This is a genomic window from Stenotrophomonas sp. ZAC14D1_NAIMI4_1, assembly GCF_003086775.1.
GTDB lineage: Bacteria > Pseudomonadota > Gammaproteobacteria > Xanthomonadales > Xanthomonadaceae > Stenotrophomonas.
On record NZ_CP026001.1, the window covers coordinates 3,552,986 to 3,570,805 of the forward strand.

Consider the following 17,820-nt stretch of genomic DNA (forward strand, 5'->3'; position numbering starts at 1 on the left):
GTTGTTCCTCAAAGTTCGGATTCGGGGTGGAGGTAGGGTTGCAGCGCGGCAAGGACGGGTTCGTCCATGCCACGCGGGCGGAAACTGGCCGCGTCCAGTGCGGCGATGCGGACCTGGGCCGACAGCAGCAGTTCGCCGTCGCGCTCGACCCGCTGGTCGAAGACCATGCTGGCCTTCTTCAGCTGGACCAGGGTGGCGCTCACCTGCAGGGCGTCATCCAGCCGGGCCGGCTTGATGAAGTCCATCTGCATCGAACGCACCGCGAACACCATGCCGTGCTCGCTGCGCATGCGCTCCTGGCCGTAGCCCAGCGCGCGCATCCATTCGGTCCGGGCCCGTTCCATGAAGGCCACGTAGCGGGCGTGGTAGACCACCCCGCCAGCGTCCGTATCTTCCCAGTAAATGCGTGTCGGCCAACTGAATCGGGGCTCAACCGACATCGGGAACCTCCGCAAACAGGTCCTGCGGCGGGTTCTTGGGCTTCAGGCCCATGTGCCGGTAGGCCTTGTGGGTGGCCATGCGGCCGCGCGCGGTGCGCACCAGGAAGCCCTGCTGGATCAGGTAGGGTTCAACCACGTCTTCCAGCGTGCCGCGCTCCTCGGACAGGGCCGCAGCGAGCGATTCGATGCCCACCGGGCCACCGTCGAAGTAGTCGACCATGGTCTTCAGCAGGCGCCGGTCAAGCTCGTCGAAGCCTTCCGGGTCGACCTTGAGCATCTTCATGGCGGCCTGGGCGACGGCTTCGTCGATATGGCCGCCGGCCTTGACCTGGGCGTAATCGCGCACGCGGCGCAGCAGGCGGTTGGCGATACGCGGGGTACCGCGCGCGCGGCGGGCGATCTCCCCTGCCCCGTCGGCGGTGCAGTCGATGGCCAGGATGGCCGCCGAACGGCGCACGATGCGGGTCAGTTCCTCGACGCTGTAGAACTCCAGGCGCTGGACGATGCCGAAGCGGTCGCGCAGCGGCGCGGTCAACAGGCCGGCGCGGGTGGTGGCGCCGATCAGGGTGAACGGCGGCAGGTCGATCTTGATCGAGCGGGCCGCGGGGCCCTCGCCGATCATGATGTCGATCTGGAAGTCTTCCATCGCCGGGTACAGCACTTCCTCGACGACCGGCGACAGGCGGTGGATCTCGTCGATGAAGAGCACATCGTGCGGCTGCAGGTTGGTCAGCAGCGCGGCGAGGTCGCCGGCTTTCTCGATCACCGGGCCGGAGGTCACCCGCAGCGCCACGCCCAGTTCGTTGGCGATGACATGGCTGAGGGTGGTCTTGCCCAGGCCGGGCGGGCCGAAGATCAGCACGTGGTCGAGCGCGTCGCCACGGGCCTTGGCGGCCTGGATGTAGATTTCCATCTGCTCGCGCACCGGCGCCTGGCCGAGGTAATCGGCCAGTCGCTTGGGTCGGATGCTGGCGTCGGCGGCGTCATCCTCGCGGGTGGCGCCGGCGCCGATGATGCGATCGTCGGTCATGCCGTGATTATGCGGCAAAAGTGCGGGTTTCGGCCGGGCTGCGCCCGGCACCCGCAGAGGCCAGAGCAACGTCAAAGGCCGAAGCAGAAGCGGGCATGCCGTGGGATGGCGGGGTGGGTCCGGTTGAGGGGGACGCCGTAAATCCATCCATGGGGGCTTGGTCGCGGCATCCATGCCGCTCACACCCCCTCAACCGGACCCACCCCGCCTTCGACACTTTGCTGCGGTCTGCCGGAACCTGCTGCTGATGGTGGGTGCCGACCGTTGGTCGGCACGGGGTCGGATCTAATAGGTGTCGACCTTCGTCGACACGGTAGATCCACGCCATGCGTGGATGAAACAAAGCAGGAGAGTGGGCTCAGCTTCAGGCGCGCGGCACCTCCGCAAGTGGAGCCCCCTTGTTGTTCAAGGGGGGCGCCGACAGGCGGGGGGATAAGGTGGAATGCGCGCGGGGCCCACGGTTTGCACCGCAAACCGTGGGACGAAGCTCAAGTGGAGATCTGACGCGTCAGATCTCCACTTGAGCACCCAGTTCGACCAGGCGGTTGCCCGGGATGCGGAAGAAGCCGGTGGCCGGTGCCGCGTTCCTGTGCATCAGCGCGAACAGCTTGTCGCGCCAGATCGGCATGCCGCGGTTGGCGGTGGCGACGATGGTCTCGCGGCTGGCGAAGAACGTGGTGTCCATCGGGTCGAAGTAGATGCCGCCGTGGTCGCACGAGCGCATCAGCGCCAGCGGCACGTCCGGGGTTTCCATGAAGCCGAAGCGCACGTAGACCCGGTAGAACTCGTCGCCCACCGATTCGATCTTCAACCGCTGCCCTTCCATCGCATAGGGGATGGGCAGGGTTTCCACGTGCAGGAACACGTTGCGCTCGTGCAGCACCTTGTTGTGCTTGAGGTTGTGCATCAGCGCATGCGGGGCCACGGTCGGGTCGGCGGTGAGGAACACTGCGGTGCCCGGCACGCGCACCGGCGGCGCCAGCATCAGGCCCGGCAGGAAGGTGTCGATGCGGATGCCGTCCTTGCGGATCTCATCGCGCAGCAGCTCGCGGCCACGGCGCCAGGTGCGCATCATGGTGAACAGGAAGATGCCCAGCACCACCGGGAACCACGCGCCCTGCAGCAGCTTGGCGCCGTTGGCGATGACGAAGCCCAGGTCGATGATGAAGAACACCACGCACAGCGGCAGGATCCAGTTGCGCGCCTTCGGCCACAGCGAGCGGGCCACCAGGGCCAGCAGCAGGGTGTCGATGAGCATGGTGGCCGACACCGAGATGCCGTAGGCCACGGCCAGGTTGGACGAGCTGCGGAATGCCAGCACCAGGCCGATGACCATGACGGCGATGCCCCAGTTGATGCCGGGGATGTAGATCTGGCCGATGGTGTCGTGCGAGGTGTGCTTGATGCGCATGCGCGGGATGTAGCCCAGCTGCATGGCCTGGCGGGACACCGAGAATGCGCCGGTGATGACCGACTGCGAGGCGATCACCGCGGCCATGGTGGCCAGGATGATCATCGGGTACAGCGCCCAGTCCGGCACGGCTTCGAAGAACGGGTTCTTCAGTGCCTCGGGGTGGTTGAGCACCAGCGCGCCCTGCCCCAGGTAGTTCAGCACCAGGCACGGCAGCACGAAGAAGTACCAGGCATGGCGGATCGGCTTGGCACCGAAGTGGCCCATGTCGGCGTACAGCGCTTCACCGCCGGTCACCGCCAGCACCACCGCGCCGAGGATGAAGATGCCGTGCCAGCCATGTTCCATGAAGAAGCGGATGGCCCACCACGGGTTGAAGGCTTTCAGCACTTCCGGCGAATCGACGATGTTGTAGATGCCGATGGCGGCCAGCGAGAGGAACCAGATCGTGGTGATCGGCCCGAACAGCTTGCCGATCCGTTCGGTACCGAAGCGCTGGACCGCGAACACGGCCATCAGCACGACCACGGTGATGGGCACGATGAAGGCATGCAGGCCCGGGGCGGCCACCTCCAGGCCTTCCACCGCGCCCAGCACGGAAATGGCCGGGGTGATCACGCCGTCGCCGAAGAACAGCGACGCACCGAAGATGCCGAGGATGCCGACCACGTACGCCGAGCGTGACCCGTTGCGCAGGGTGCGCTGGGTCAGCGCCATCAGCGCCATGATGCCGCCCTCGCCGTCATTGTCGGCGCGCATGATGATGGTCACGTACTTCAGCGTGACCACGATGTTGAGCGCCCAGAACGCCAGTGACAGCACGCCGAGCACGGTGTCGTGGTCGCTGTTGAGCCCGTAGTGCGGCGAGAACGCCTCCTTCAGGGTGTACAGCGGGCTGGTGCCGATATCGCCGAAGACCACGCCGATCGCACCGATGATCAGCGCCATTCCCCCGGCCGGGGGGGCGTGACCATGGCCGCCGGGGGCGGCTGCGTGCGGGGTTTGACTGCTGGACATGGCTCTCCTGGCGAAGCTCAGGCGGTTGTGGGGTGGGAGGCGGCGCGCTTCAGCGCAGCGCCGACTGCAGGGCCTTGCGGATGACGGTGGCCACTTCGTCGCCTTCATTGAAGGCTTCGCGGGCCATGCGTGCCGCTTCGGCCGGCTTGTAGCCCAGCTGCTGCAGGGCCACGGTGGCGTCGGACAGCGGATCGGCCGGGGCCGGGCCGCTGCCGGTGGGCAATGCGCCGCCGGCACCGAACTGGGCAGCGCGGTCGCGCAGCTCCAGCACCATGCGCTCGGCGGTCTTCTTGCCGATGCCGGGGATGCGGGTCAGCGCGGTGATGTCGCCGGCCTGCACCATGCGCGCGAACTCTTCGACGGTGACGCCGGACAGCACGGCCAGCGCGATCTTCGCGCCGATGCCACTGACCTTCTGCACGTCGCGGAACAGGCGGCGCTCACCCTCGCGCAGGAAGCCGTACAGCGAGACGCTGTCTTCCTTCTGCGAGTAATGGGTGTACAGGGTGACCTCGCGGCCGAGTTCGGGCAGGTCGTAGAAGGTGCTCATCGGCGCCTCCAGTTCGTAGCCCACCCCGTTCACGTCCACCACCAGCCACGGCGGTGCCTTGTAGGCGACGATGCCGCGCAGTCGACCGATCATTGCGTGCAGCTCCTCATTTGCGGCCCCAGGCCTGGCGGGCACTGAGCCCCAGGCGGTTGGCCGTCGCCCTTACGTGGGCATGGGTGATCGCCACGGCCAACGCGTCGGCCGCGTCGGCCTGCAGCTTGGTTTTCAGGTTGAGCATGAGCCCGACCATGTGTTGAACCTGTTGCTTTTCGGCGCCACCGCGCCCGACCACGGCCAGCTTGATCTCGCTGGCGGCGTATTCGTGCACCGGCAGGTCGCGCAGCACCACCGCCGAGATCGCCGCGCCACGGGCCTGGCCCAGCTTCAGCGCCGAATCGGGGTTGCGAGCCATGAAGACCTTTTCGATGGCCACTTCGTCCGGCTGGTATTCCCGGCACAGGTCGGCCAGGCCCAGCACCAGCAGCTTCATGCGCTGGGGGAAATCGTCGGCGCCCAGCAGCACCAGCGGCTGGTGGTGCACGTGGCTGACCTTGCCGGCGGCGTCGACATCAATGATGCCGACCCCGGTCCGCTGGGAACCGGGGTCGATGCCGAGGATGCGGGTCATGTGGCACTCCTGGCCGGGTGGAACGGGAAACGCTGGCAGGGCAATGGGCTCATGACTGTCCGCGGTGACCGTTCAACGGCCCGCGCCCAGGCCGTCGAGGACGGCTCAGGCGTAGGCGTCGGCGCCGAGTTCGGCGTTGGAATACACGTCCTGCACGTCGTCCAGGTCTTCCAGCATGTCCAGCAGCTTCTTGACCTGCAGGGCGACATCGCCCTCGACCTTGATGTCGTTGTCGGCGCGGAAGGTGATCTCGGCGTGGTCGGCGACATGGCCGGCCGCAGCCATCGCATCCTTGACCGCGTTGAACGCTTCCGGGCTGGTGACCACGTCGATCGCGCCGTCTTCCGGGTAGACCACGATGTCGTCGGCGCCGGCCTCGATGGCCGCTTCGGTGATCGCTTCTTCATCGGCACCGGCGGCGAAGTGCAGCACGCCCAGGCGCTTGAACATGAAGGCGACCGAGCCTTCGGTGCCCATGTTGCCGCCGCACTTGCTGAACGCGTGGCGGACATCGGCCACGGTGCGCACGCGGTTGTCGGTCAGGCAGTCGACGATGACGGCCACGCCGCCGGGGGCGTAGCCCTCGTAGCGGATTTCCTCGTAATCGACGCCTTCCAGTTCACCGGTGGCCTTCTTGATGGCGCGTTCGATCACGTCCTTGGACATGTTCACGCTCAGGCCCTTGTCCATGGCAACACGCAGGCGCGGGTTGTTGTTGGGGTCGCCTCCACCGCCGCGCGCGGCAACGCCGATCTCGCGGATGATCTTGGTGAAAATCTTGCCGCGCTTCGCGTCAGACGCGTTTTTGCGGTTTTCGATCGAGGGACCTCTTCCCATGGGTGTTACCGTCTGGCTGCTTCAGGATCAAGGCGCGGATTCTACCTGATCGGCGGCCGCAACCGTGTCTAGGGCGGGGAGATGCCGCCGGGCATGGCCCGGCGAAGAGCGTGCGAACCAACGGTTCGCACCCACCAATGCCGGCCGGTCGCACCCACCAACCTACGCGGCGGCGGCGTCGCGGCTGTGGTCAAACTGGCCGTGGCGCAGGAAGTACGCGGTCTGCCGTGCGGCATCAGGCGATACCACCAGGCCGCTGTGGCTGGTGCGCACCACGCAGTGATCGGCCAGGCCCGGCAGGCGGGTCTCGGCCAGGGCCACGGTGCCGTCGGATACGTCATCCAGCGCGCCCAGCAGGCTGCCCAGGCCATGCGGCACCGATCCGGCGATCAGGCCGACCTTCGCCCTGCCCTGCCAGTCCGGCAGGCCATCGAGCAGCAGTTCGCTGCTGCGACCCAGGGCCAGGCCCCAGCCGTGCTCGGATAGCGACCGCGCCGTGCCACTGCCACGCAGCGGCGAGCCCAGGCAGACCACGCGCTGCACATCCAGCTGCGGCTGGCGGCGCAGGGCCTCCAGCGCCAGCAGGCCGCCCAGGCTGTGGCCGACCAGCGACAGCGGGCCGGCATCGGCCAGGCGCTCCAGCAGCTGCGGCACGGCGACATCGGGGCCACCGAATACCGAGGAGTAACCGAAGGCATGCACCTGGAAACCACGCGCGCGCAGGCGCCAGGCCAATGGCCCGACCCAGGCGCGGGCATTCCAGATGCCATGCAGAAGCAGTACGGGGGGAGTCATGCGTTGCAGCCTGGCGTTCGGCGGGGCGGGACGTACGGTGATTGAACAGAATCGACCGGCAAGCGCCGGTGAACGGCCTCATGCCGGACGCGGCACCCGGCGCAGGATGAATTCCAGGTCGTTGGTTTCGCCTACCGGGAACAGGTACTCGCCGGCCTTCTCGAAGCCGTAACGGGCATAGAAACGCTGGGCACCGAAGTTTTCCGACCACACCCCCAGCCACAGGGTGCGCGGGCCGTCCTGTTCCAGCCAGGCCAGTGCGGTTTCCAGCAGGCGGCTGCCCCAGCCACAGCTCTGCTGGGTCTTGATGAGGTACAGGCGCTTGAGCTCGCCATCACCCGGCTTCACGTCCGGGTGCGGCAGCCCGCAGGGGCCGGCGGCGGCATGGCCGACCGCCTCCCCGTCCAGCTCCAGCAGCCACACCGCGTAATCGGGGTGGGCCAGGATGGTGCGCTGCCGCTCCACCGTGTAGGACTCCTCGAGGAAATCCTGCAGGTGCTGCGGCGGGTACAGATGGCCGAAGGTCTCGGTGAACGTGCGGGCAGCCAGCGCCGACAGGGTCGGCGCGTCGTCCACGGTGGCGCGGCGGATGGAATACATGGGTCGAGTTGACGCCAGGGCGACGGTCGGGGTCAAGCCCGTTCCGGCGACTCGGTTTCGTCTTCTTCTTCCTCGTCCTCTTCCTCGTATTCCTCTTCGTCCTCGTCCTCGCCTTCTTCCTCGTCCTCGCCTTCTTCCTCGTCCTCGTCGAACTCTTCCTCTTCCTCTTCGTCGTCCTCGTAATCCTCGACGCCGAAGTCTTCACCGTCCCAACGGCCTTCGCCGTCAGCGACGAAGGTCAGGGCCATCGCCGCCGGGTTGGTACCGACGCGGACCAGCCAACCACCGAATACACGTGCACGCTCGGTGACCAGGTTGGCCTCGGAGCCTTCATTGCCCAGCTTTTCCCACTCCAGCGAAAACGCAAACTCGGTCATTGCCTGGATCTCCTGATCAGTTGGTCTTGGGGCGAACCTGGATGTGCACTTCGGCCAGCTGCGTGTCGACGATCGGCGACGGCGCATCGGTCATCAGATCCTGCGCACCGGTGGTCTTCGGGAACGGGATGACGTCGCGGATCGACTCGGTGCCGGCCATCAGTGCGGCGATGCGGTCGATGCCGAAGGCGATGCCGCCGTGCGGCGGTGCGCCGTAGTTCAGCGCGTCGAGCAGGAAGCCGAACTTGGCACGGGCCTCTTCGGCACCGATGCCCAGCAGCTCGAACACCGCGCTCTGCATGTCCGGGCGGTGGATACGGATCGAGCCGCCGCCGATTTCATTGCCGTTGAGCACCATGTCGTAGCCGCGCGAAACGGCGGTACGGGCGTTGGCGCGCAGGTCGGCGATGTCATCCACGGCCGGCGCGGTGAAGGGGTGATGCAGGGCGACGTAGCGCTGGTCTTCGTCGTCCCATTCGAACATCGGGAAGTCGGTGACCCACAGCGGGGCCCAGCCGTCGGCAACCAGGCCGAAGTCCTTGCCGGCCTTCAGGCGCAGGGCGCCCATGAAGTCGGACACCTTGTTGTAGCCACCGGCACCGAAGAACACGATGTCGCCGTTGCCGGCGCCGACGTGGGCGACCAGGGCGGCGAAGGATGCCTCGCTGAAGAACTTCTGGATCGGCGAGCTGACTTCGCCGTTGTCGGCGATCTTGATGTAGGCCAGGCCCTTGGCGCCGTACTTGGCGGCGTGCGCGGCGTATTCGTCGATCTGCTTGCGCGACAGGCTGGCGCCGCCCGGGATGCGCAGCGCGGCCACGCGGCCTTCGGCGTCATTGGCCGGGCCGGTGAACACGGCGAATTCGCTGTCCTTGACCAGCTCGGCCACGTCCACCAGTTCCAGCGCGATGCGCAGGTCCGGCTTGTCCGAACCGTAGCGACGCATCGCTTCGGCCCAGGTCATGCGCGGGAAGCTGGCGGCCAGTTCGACGTCCACCACTTCCTTGAAGATGGCGCGGATCATCGACTCGACGAAATCCTGCACGTCGCGCTCGCGGACGAAGGCGAACTCCATGTCCAGCTGGGTGAATTCCAGCTGGCGGTCGGCACGCAGGGCCTCGTCGCGGAAGCAGCGCGCGATCTGGTAGTAGCGGTCGAAGCCGGCCACCATCAGGATCTGCTTGAACAGCTGCGGGCTCTGCGGCAGGGCGTAGAACTCGCCCGGGTGCATGCGCGCCGGCACCAGGAAGTCGCGGGCGCCTTCCGGGGTGGCCTTGGTCAGGATCGGGGTTTCGATGTCCTGGAAACCGCGCTCGTCCAGGTGACGGCGCAGGGCCTGCACCAGCTTGATGCGGGTGCGCTGCATGCGCTGCATTTCCGGGCGGCGCAGGTCCAGGTAGCGGTACTTCAGGCGGGTGTCTTCGCCCGGGTTCTCGTGGGCGTGGAACGGCAGCGGGGCAGCCTTGTTCAGCACGGTGATGGCCGTGGCGATCACTTCCACCTTGCCGGTGGCCATCTTGTCGTTCACCGCGTGGCGGGCGCGCACCACGCCTTCGACCTGCAGCACGTCCTCATAGCCCAGCGAAGCGGCCACGGCGAACACTTCGGCGTTGTCCACCTCCACCGTCACCTGCACGATGCCTTCATGATCTCGAAGATCGATGAAGCAGACGCCGCCCTGGTTACGGGCCACGTCGGTCCAGCCGGCGAGGGTGACAGTCTGGCCAATCAGGGTCTCATCGACCAGGCCGCAGAAGTGGGTACGCATGGGGGAAAGCTCCGCTGGAGAACGCCGGCACCCGACGGGGGCCGGAAAGCCCCGTATTCTGCGGCCGAGGCCCCGGCCGGGGCAAATGCGGACAGTCACACGGGCTTTATCCGGCCCGTCCTTATAGTCGCGCACCACACACCGTATGGGGATTCGCCATGAAACCGCTGTCCCTGGCCAGCCTGGCCCTGACCTTGTCTGTGGGCGGCCTTGCCGGCCTCGCCCTGCCCGTCGCCCCCGCCGCTGCGCAGAACGGCGTCGTCCGCTGCGAAAGCCAGAACAACCGGGAGCGGGTCTGCAACACCGGCTGGCGCAATGCGCAGATGGTGCGCCAGCTGTCCGGCTCGTCCTGCGTGGAGGGTCGCACCTGGGGCAGCCGCAACGGCAGCATCTGGGTCACCAATGGCTGCCGCGCCGAGTTCGTGGAGGGCCGCGGTGGCTGGGGCGGCGGCAATGGCGGCAACTGGGGCGGTGGCAGCGGCGGCACCATCCGCTGCGAGAGCCAGGACAACCGCGAGCGCACCTGCCCGACCAACTGGCGCGGCGCGTCGCTGGTCCGGCAGATTTCCGGCTCGGCCTGCGTGGAAGGCCAGACCTGGGGCATGCGCAACGGCTCGATCTGGGTCAACCGCGGCTGCCGCGGCGAATTCGCCGAGTCGCGTGGCGGCTGGGGCGGCGGCCACGGCGGTGGCTGGGGCGGCGGCAACAGCAACTATTCCGTCACCTGCAGCAGCAACAACAATCGCACCCAGAACTGCGACTGGGATGAACGACAGGGCCGCCCGGTGCTGCAGCAGCAGTTGTCGGGCAGTGCCTGCCAGGAAGGACGCAGCTGGGGCTATTCGCGCGGGCAGGTGTGGGTGAGCAACGGCTGCCGGGCGCGCTTCGGCACGCGGTGAGGGGTAGCGCCGGGCCATGCCCGGCGAGCGCAGCGGCGCGGTCAACCGCAGGAAAGCCGCCGGGCATGGCCCGGCGCTACCCGGGTGGCTGAGGGAAGGGTCAGGGTGCCGGCGGGGCCTCGTCGCCCCACGGCGCCGGCGGCAGCGCCACCGGCTTGCTGAGATCGAATTCGGCGCGGAAGCGGCGTCCTTCCGGCCGGGTCAGCTCATAGACGAACCGCTGGTCCGGCTCGATCTCCATCGCCCAGGTATTGAACGTAGAGGCCAGCATGTTGGCACGGCGGAACATCGCCACTGAATCGCCATCGGCCGGAAACTGCTGGCGCTCGGCGGTGCCTGGCGGCTTGCTGTCGCCGCCATACAGGGTGATCGCATCCGGGCTGCCGTCGGCATGGCGGTGGTCGTGCTTGAGCTTCAGGCCGTTTTCGGTACGGGTGATGATCCAGGTCCGCGAATGGTCATCGCCGACATGGAACGGGATACGCAGCTCATGCCCTGGATCGGCGCAGCCGCGCACGTGCATCACCAGGCGCTGGCCGGCGAAGGGATCCTCGCCGGTCGGGGCCGGGGTGTCCTCGACAACCCTGCCCGCAAAGGCCTGGCCGCAGTGGGCGGCGATGGCCGCCATGAACGCATCGGCCGGGGCCGTGGACAGATCGTGGTTGATCGCTGGCGTCTGCTGCGAACAGGCGGCCAGGCTGCACAGCGCGGCGACGGAAAGCAGGGGGGCACGTACATTCATGCCCCAACCCTAACGGCCATGCCGGGCAGGCGCAAACCGCAGCGCCCTGCCCCGCACGGCTCAGGGGATCATCGCATCGGCCAGCGCACCGACCCGCGCCAGCACGGCCGCACGCTGGTCATCATCCACCGATGCGCCCTGCAGGTAGGCGGTCACCACCCACGGCGCGCCACCGGCACGCGGCCACAGCACGGCGATGTCGTTGCGGGTGTCCTCGCCATTGCTGCCGGTCTTGTCGCCCACCCGCCAGCGCTTGCCGAGCCCGGCGCGCAGGCAGGCATCGCCGGTCTGGTTGTCGATCAGCCAATCGGCGAACTGCAGCCGGGATGCCGTCGACAGGCCATTGCCCACGGCGAAACGGGCCAGGCTGGCGGCCATCGCCGCCGGGCTGGTGGTGTCGCGCGGGTCGCCCTTCGCGAACCGGTTCATCTCCGGCTCGTAGCGGTCGTTGCGGGTGACCGCGTCGCCCTGCGCGCGCAGGAACGCCGTCAGCGCGGGCGGGCCACCATTGACGCCCAGCAGCAGGTTGGCGGCGGTGTTGTCACTGGTGGTCAGCGTGCCCCGGCACAGGTCGCGCACGCTCAGGTCCTTGCCGACGTGGCGGCGGGCCACCGGGGCGTAGGACAGCAGATCCTTTTCGGCGATCGGCACACGGGTGTCCAGCGAGACGCGGCCCGCATCGGCCAGGCTCAGCACGTGGGCCACCAGCATCGACTTGAACGTGCTGCACATCGGGAAGCGCTCGTCCTGGCGATGCCCGGCGATGCGACGACCGCTGCCGGTGTCCAGCACGGTTACGCCCAGGCGGCCGCCGCTGACCTTCTCCAGCGCGGCGAAATCGGCGGCATTGGCAATGGCGGCCGGCGCGGCCGGCACGGCGGCGGCAGCGCGCGCCAGTGCGGGCGCAAGCAGGGAGGATGCGAGGGCGGCACCACTGAACTGCAGGAATCGGCGGCGGGCGTGCATGGGCGGGCTCCGGTGGACGAGCACCGATTATCGGGAGCTGTGACGCGTCGCCACCAGCGGGAATTTTCAGGGGAAGGCATGAAATGAATTCATGCCTGTCGCAAATGAACCCATGCCATGGCGAGGCTGCGACCTGTCGCGCTAGGATCAGCCATCACTCCACCTCACACCTGGCCATGCTGCACCCGACCCTGCCGCTGAATGCCCTGCGCGCCTTCGAGGCCGCCGCCCGGCACCAGAACTTCACCCGTGCGGCGCTGGAGCTGTGCGTCAGCCAGGCCGCGCTCAGCCACCAGATCCGCGGCCTGGAGGACCGGCTGGGCATCCGCCTGTTCCACCGCCTACCGCGCGGGGTGGCATTGACCGACGAGGGCGCCGCGCTGTTCCCGGTGCTCAATGAATCCTTCGAGCGCATCTCGGCCAGCATCGCCCGCTACACCGGCGGCCCAGCGCGGGAAGTGCTGACGCTGGGCGTGGTGGGCACCTTTGCCACCGGCTGGCTGCTGCCGAGGTTGGCCGCGTTCGAAGCCGCGCACCCGGATATCGAGCTGCGCCTGCAGACCCACAACAACCGCATCGACCTGGCCGGCGAAGGCCTCGACCTGGCGATCCGCTTCGGCGATGGCGACTGGCAGGGCCAGGCCTGCACGGCGATCCTCGAGGCGCCGTTCGCGCCACTGTGCGCGCCGGCGCTGGCGCGGCGCCTGAAGCAGCCGCGCGATCTGGGCACGGTGCCGCTGCTGCGGTCCTACCGCAGCGATGAATGGCCGCGCTGGCTGCAGACAGCCGGGGTGAGCGGCGTGGAAGCGCGCGGGCCGGTGTTTGATTCGTCGTTGACCGTGGCGATGGCCGCGGCCGGTGGCGCCGGCGTGGCCCTGCTGCCGCTGCGCATGTTCGAGCAGGAGCTGGCCGAAGGCCGCCTGCTGCAGCCGTTTGCGACCACGTTGGAACTAGGCCGTTACTGGCTGACGCGGCTGCGCTCGCGTGCCGAGCGCGAACCGGCCCGGCGCTTCCGCGAGTGGCTGCAGGCGCAGGGCGGGTAACCCCGCCGGGCATGGCCCGGCGCTACCGGGTAGTGCCGGCCGCTGGCCGGCAACCCGTTGATCTTCCGGGCGCATCGGAATGCCGGCCAGCGGCCGACACTACCCATTACCCTTCCAGCAGCTCCATCCACGCAGCTTCGGCCTTTTCCAGCTGGGCAGCGGTGGTTTCGCGGTCGCGGCCAAGCACGGCCATGCGGGTGGCATCGGCGTAGTTGGCCGGGTCGGCCAGCTGGCGGTCCAGCTCGGCCAGGCTGTTTTCCAGCTCGGACACCTTGGCTTCGGCCGAGGCCAGCTTGTGCGGGTTGGCCGGCTTCTTCTGCACCACCTGCGCCACCGGGGCGGTCTTGACCACCACCGGCTCTTCCACCTGTTCCATACGCGCCTTGGTGCCCTGCGCCTGCGGGCGGGTACGCAGCCAGGCGGCGTAGGCGTCGAGGTCGCCGTCGAACGGCTCGACCACGCCATCGGCCACGCGCCAGAAGGTGTCGCAGACCAGGCCGATGAGGTGGCGGTCATGCGAGACCATCACGATCGCGCCATCGAAATCGGCCAGCGCTTCGGCCAGCGCTTCGCGCATTTCCAGGTCAAGGTGGTTGGTCGGTTCGTCCAGCAGCAGCACGTTCGGCTGCTGCCAGGCAATCAGCGCCAGCGCCAGGCGGGCGCGCTCGCCACCGGAGAAGCCATCGACCGGCTCGAACGCGCGGTCACCGGGGAAATTCCACTTGCCCAGGAAATCGCGGAACGACTGGTTCGGCGCATCCGGGGCGATCTCGCGGAAATGCTCCATCGGCGACTGCCCTTCGTGCAGCGATTCCACCGTGTGCTGGGCGAAGTAGCCGATCTTCAGGTCCGGGTGCGCCGAGCGCTCGCCGTCGATCGGCATCAGCTCGCCCACCAGGGTCTTCACCAGGGTGGTCTTGCCGGCGCCGTTGGGGCCGAGCAGGCCGATGCGCTGGCCCGCTTCCAGGCCGAAGCCGACGTTGTGCAGGATCACCGCGTCCTTGCCGTACCCCGCCTCGACATGGTTCAGGCGGATCAGCGAGAACGGCAGCTTGGCCGGCGGTGCGAATTCGATGCGGAATTCGCGCTCGGCACGCACCGCTTCGGTACCGGCCAGCTTGGCCAGGCGCTTCATGCGGCTCTGCGCCTGCGCGGCCTTGCTGGCCTGCGCCTTGAAGCGGTCGATGAAGCTCTGCAGGTGGGCGCGCTCGGCCTGTTCCTTCTCGTGCGCGATCTGCTGCTGGCGCAGCTGTTCGGCGCGCTGGCGCTCGAAATCGGTGTAACCACCCGGGTAGAGCTTGGCGCCGCCACCGTGCAGGTGCAGGGTGTGGGTGGCCACGTTGTCGAGGAACTCGCGGTCATGCGAGATCAGCAGCAGGGTGCCCGGGTACTTCAGCAGCCACTGTTCCAGCCAGTACACCGCGTCCAGATCGAGGTGGTTGGTCGGTTCGTCCAGCAGCAGCAGGTCGCTGGGCATCATCAGCGCGCGGGCCAGGTTCAGGCGCACGCGCCAGCCGCCGGAGAACGAGGACACCGCGCGGTGGTGGGTCTCGGCCGGGAAGCCCAGGCCGTGCAGCAGCTTGCCGGCGCGCGCTTCGGCGTCATAGGCGTTCAGCTCGGCCATGCGCGTATGCGCCTCGGCCACGGCTTCCCAGTCCTCGCGGGCGGTGGCGTCGGCTTCGGCGGCCAGCACCGCGGCCACTTCGATATCGCCGCCCAGCACGAAGCTCAGCGCGGGGTCGGGCAGCGACGGGGTTTCCTGGGCGACGCTGGCGATGCGTACCTTGCCGGGCAGGTCGACGTCGCCCTTGTCCGCCTCCAGCTCGCCCTTCACCGCCGCGAACAGGCTGGACTTGCCAGCACCATTGCGGCCGACCACACCCACCCGGTAACCGGCATGCAGGGTCAGGTCGACATTGGACAACAGCAGCCGCTCGCCGCGGCGCAAGGCGAAATTACGAAGCGAAATCATGGGGGAAGGCGTCCATATAACCGAATGGAATGTGCTGGTAAGCACTGTTCCTGCGACGCAATTCTAGCGTTAACGAATACTTGACGCGCCCCGGGAAGCGACGCGGTCGCTCCACTTCTCTCCCTCGTCGAGTCCGCGCGCCTCCCGGGCCCCTCCCCCGCCAATGCCCGTCAGCGCTAAATGCTTGCTTTTGCAACGTTTTTTCACATGACGCGCATTTGACAGCTGTTTAAATTCCCGTTAATTGCTGTATTGCGCACCGCAACAACCGTCGTCCGCCTCACCCCCGTGATGTCGATTCCGGTGCCAGTTCCCGCCAACCGGAGCCCCACCCCGATGACCCGCAAGACCAGCCTGATCGCCGCCGCCGTCGCTGTCGCACTCGGTGGCTCTTCGTTCGCCGCTGCTGCCCAGCAGGCCGGCAGCGCCGCCAACACCCTCGATACGGTGATCGTCACCGGTACCCGCGTGGCCGACCGTACGGTCGCCGAGTCGCAGTCGCCGATCGACATCATCACCCCGGAAATCCTGCAGTCCACCGGTACCGGCGAACTGGCCACCGCGCTGTCGCGCGCCCTGCCCTCGCTGAACTTCCCGCGCCCGGCCCTGACCGACGGCACCAGCGGCGTGCGCCCGGCGCAGCTGCGCGGCCTCTCGCCGGACCAGGTGCTGGTGCTGGTGAACGGCAAGCGCCAGCACACCTCGGCGATGATCAACGTCAACGGCAGCATCGGCCGCGGGGCCTCGGCGGTGGACATCAACGCGATCCCGATCGCCGCCATCGAACGCGTGGAAGTGCTGCGCGACGGCGCCTCGGCGCAGTACGGCTCGGACGCCATCGCCGGCGTCATCAACATCGTGCTCAAGGGCAGCGGCAGCGGCGGCAGCCTGGCCGTGGACTATGGCCAGTACTCGGCTGGCGACGGCAACAAGTACCAGCTCTCCGGCGACACCGGCGTGGAGTTCGCCAACGGCCGTGGCCGCGTGCACGTGGCCGGGCAGATCAGCCAGCAGGATGAGAGCAACCGCGCCGGCCCGTACCGTGGCACCACGCCGAACACCGGCAATTTCCCGGCCATCGGTGAAACCACCTTCATCGTCGGCGACCCGCGCGTGGATGCCACCGCGGCCTCGCTCAACGGCAGCTTCGACTTCAGCGACCACGTGACCGGCTACGCCAGCGCGCTGCTCAGCAACCGCGACATCACCTCGTTCGCGTTCTACCGCTCGCCCAACCACAGCAGCCAGACCGCGCTGCTGTCGCAGATCTACCCGGACGGCTACGTGCCGGAGATCAACCAGTATTCCAAGGACCGCTCGCTGGTGGCCGGCGTCAAGGGCAACACCGAGAGCGGCTGGACCTGGGACCTCAGCCTGAACCACGGCGAGAACACCCTGGACTTCAACACCCGCAACAGCATCAACTACAGCCTGGGCGCCACCAGCCCGCGCTCGTTCTACGACGGCACGCTGAAGTACCAGCAGGACATCTTCAATGCAGACGTGACCAAGTCGCTGGACTGGGGCCTGGCCTACCCGGTCACCCTGTCCTTCGGTGGTGAGTACCGCAAGGAAAAGTGGGACCAGAACCCGGGCGAACTGAATTCCTACACCGGCACCGGTGCGCAGGGCTTCGCCGGCTTCACCCCCACCAATGAAGTGCATGCCGACCGCCACAACTACGCGGTCTATGCCGGCCTGGAAGCCGACCTGACCGAGAAGTTCTCCGCCGGCATCACCGGCCGCTACGAGGATTACTCGGACTTCGGTGACCGCTTCTCCGGCAAGCTGTCGGCGCGCTATGCATTCACCGACAAGGTCGCGCTGCGTGCCACCGCTTCCAGCGGTTTCCGCGCCCCGTCGCTGGCCCAGCAGGGCTACCAGGCGGTGACCAGCCAGTTCACCAACGGCGTGTTCGTCGAACGCGGCACCTTCCCCACCACCAGCGCGGCCGCACAGGCGCTGGGCGCTTCGCCGCTGAAGGCTGAAACCTCCACCTCCTACAGCCTGGGCCTGGTGCTGCAGCCGGTGGACCGCCTGTACATCACGGTCGATGCCTACCAGATCGACATCGATGACCGCATCGCGCTGTCGTCCAGCATCACCACCAACGCCGCAACCAGCGCACTGCTGACCAGCCTGGGGCTGCCGCAGGTGACCGCGTTCTCGTACTTCACCAATGGCCTGGACACCCGCACCCGCGGTGTTGATTTCGTCTCCAGCTACACCGTGCCGTTCGCGGCCAGCAGCCTGGAACTGACCGCGGCGTACAGCTACAACGACACCAAGGTGCAGCGCGTGGGCGGCACCCCGGCCGTGTTCAGCACCCTGGGCCTGACCCAGTCGCTGATCGGCCGCGATGAGATCGGCCGCATCGAGGACAGCTACCCGCGCGACAAGACCGTGTTGAGCGGCACCTGGCGTTCGGACCACTGGGAGCTGGGCCTGGCCGCCACCCGCTACGGTGAGTTCACCGTGCGCAACTCGGCCACCGCCCTGCGCGACCAGACCTACGGCGACAAGTGGGTGCTGGACGCATCGGTGAGCTACAAGCCGAGCAGCAACTGGACCCTCACCCTGGGCGCCGACAACCTGCTGGACGAGTACCCGGACCGCACCGAAGACCTGCAGAACTCGACGTTCGGCATGCTGCCGTACAGCAACTACTCGCCGTTCGGCTTCAACGGCGCGTACGTCTACGGCCGCATCAAGTACAACTGGTAAGCGGTAGTGCCGGCCGCTGGC

General features: G+C 67.8%; 16 protein-coding genes. 3 read left to right on the forward strand and 13 right to left on the reverse strand.

Translation table 11 applies throughout. The annotated features are described in order from the left end of the window. Positions 1-8 precede the first annotated feature (8 nt). From ybgC to aspS, 10 genes are all read right to left on the reverse strand, one after another. Positions 9-440: a tol-pal system-associated acyl-CoA thioesterase gene (gene ybgC / locus C1927_RS16315; protein WP_079222897.1), complete on the reverse strand. Its 432-nt coding sequence runs from the start codon at positions 438-440 to the stop codon at positions 9-11. Continuing rightward, positions 430-1,470, reverse strand: coding sequence for a Holliday junction branch migration DNA helicase RuvB (ruvB, locus tag C1927_RS16320; RefSeq protein ID WP_079222898.1), 1,041 nt, complete (start codon positions 1,468-1,470; stop codon positions 430-432). The genes ybgC and ruvB overlap by 11 nt, the downstream gene beginning before the upstream one ends. Positions 1,471-1,978: 508 nt before the next feature. Beyond that, the gene (locus C1927_RS16325; RefSeq protein ID WP_174208693.1) at positions 1,979-3,829 is read right to left on the reverse strand and encodes a potassium transporter Kup; all 1,851 of its coding nucleotides are present in this window, start codon (positions 3,827-3,829) and stop codon (positions 1,979-1,981) included. Positions 3,830-3,947: 118 nt separating this feature from the next. Further along, on the reverse strand, positions 3,948-4,541 hold the full coding sequence (gene ruvA / locus C1927_RS16330) for a Holliday junction branch migration protein RuvA (protein WP_006386266.1): 594 nt from the start codon (positions 4,539-4,541) through the stop codon (positions 3,948-3,950). Between the two features lie 13 nt (positions 4,542-4,554). Next, the gene (ruvC, locus tag C1927_RS16335) at positions 4,555-5,076 is read right to left on the reverse strand and encodes a crossover junction endodeoxyribonuclease RuvC (protein ID WP_079222900.1); all 522 of its coding nucleotides are present in this window, start codon (positions 5,074-5,076) and stop codon (positions 4,555-4,557) included. 105 nt (positions 5,077-5,181) lie between these two features. Then, positions 5,182-5,913, reverse strand: a complete 732-nt coding sequence (locus C1927_RS16340) for a YebC/PmpR family DNA-binding transcriptional regulator (protein WP_079222901.1) — start codon at positions 5,911-5,913, stop codon at positions 5,182-5,184. Positions 5,914-6,075: 162 nt separating this feature from the next. Beyond that, positions 6,076-6,708 carry an alpha/beta fold hydrolase gene (locus C1927_RS16345; protein ID WP_079222902.1) on the reverse strand — a complete coding sequence of 211 codons (633 nt, stop codon included), beginning with the start codon at positions 6,706-6,708 and terminating at the stop codon, positions 6,076-6,078. A 78-nt stretch (positions 6,709-6,786) separates the two neighbouring features. Then, positions 6,787-7,308 (reverse strand): GNAT family N-acetyltransferase, encoded by a 522-nt coding sequence (locus tag C1927_RS16350; protein ID WP_079222903.1) that lies wholly within the window; start codon positions 7,306-7,308, stop codon positions 6,787-6,789. A gap of 32 nt (positions 7,309-7,340) precedes the next feature. Then, on the reverse strand, positions 7,341-7,685 hold the full coding sequence (locus C1927_RS16355; RefSeq protein ID WP_108747233.1) for a DNA primase: 345 nt from the start codon (positions 7,683-7,685) through the stop codon (positions 7,341-7,343). Between the two features lie 16 nt (positions 7,686-7,701). Further along, complete coding sequence (aspS, locus tag C1927_RS16360) at positions 7,702-9,453, reverse strand: aspartate--tRNA ligase (RefSeq protein ID WP_108747234.1); 1,752 nt, start codon at positions 9,451-9,453, stop codon at positions 7,702-7,704. Positions 9,454-9,611: 158 nt separating this feature from the next. Here aspS and C1927_RS16365 point away from each other — a divergent pair, with 158 nt between their 5' ends. Further along, a complete protein-coding gene (locus C1927_RS16365; RefSeq protein ID WP_108747235.1) occupies positions 9,612-10,352 on the forward strand; it encodes a DUF3011 domain-containing protein in 741 nt (246 codons plus the stop codon). Between the two features lie 100 nt (positions 10,353-10,452). Here C1927_RS16365 and C1927_RS16370 read toward each other — a convergent pair whose 3' ends face one another. Together C1927_RS16370 and blaL2 are read right to left on the reverse strand one after the other, a co-directional pair. Beyond that, positions 10,453-11,094: a hypothetical protein gene (locus tag C1927_RS16370; RefSeq protein ID WP_108747236.1), complete on the reverse strand. Its 642-nt coding sequence runs from the start codon at positions 11,092-11,094 to the stop codon at positions 10,453-10,455. Positions 11,095-11,154: 60 nt separating this feature from the next. Next, the gene (gene blaL2 / locus C1927_RS16375; RefSeq protein WP_108747237.1) at positions 11,155-12,060 is read right to left on the reverse strand and encodes a L2 family extended-spectrum class A beta-lactamase; all 906 of its coding nucleotides are present in this window, start codon (positions 12,058-12,060) and stop codon (positions 11,155-11,157) included. 176 nt (positions 12,061-12,236) lie between these two features. Here blaL2 and ampR point away from each other — a divergent pair, with 176 nt between their 5' ends. Further along, complete coding sequence (gene ampR / locus C1927_RS16380) at positions 12,237-13,103, forward strand: LysR family transcriptional regulator AmpR (protein ID WP_079222909.1); 867 nt, start codon at positions 12,237-12,239, stop codon at positions 13,101-13,103. Positions 13,104-13,209: 106 nt separating this feature from the next. Here ampR and abc-f read toward each other — a convergent pair whose 3' ends face one another. Further along, entirely contained in the window at positions 13,210-15,075 is a 1,866-nt protein-coding gene (abc-f, locus tag C1927_RS16385; protein ID WP_079222910.1) for a ribosomal protection-like ABC-F family protein, read from the reverse strand. Positions 15,076-15,411: 336 nt separating this feature from the next. Here abc-f and C1927_RS16390 point away from each other — a divergent pair, with 336 nt between their 5' ends. Then, positions 15,412-17,799: a TonB-dependent receptor gene (locus C1927_RS16390; RefSeq protein WP_108747238.1), complete on the forward strand. Its 2,388-nt coding sequence runs from the start codon at positions 15,412-15,414 to the stop codon at positions 17,797-17,799. Positions 17,800-17,820: the final 21 nt, after the last annotated feature.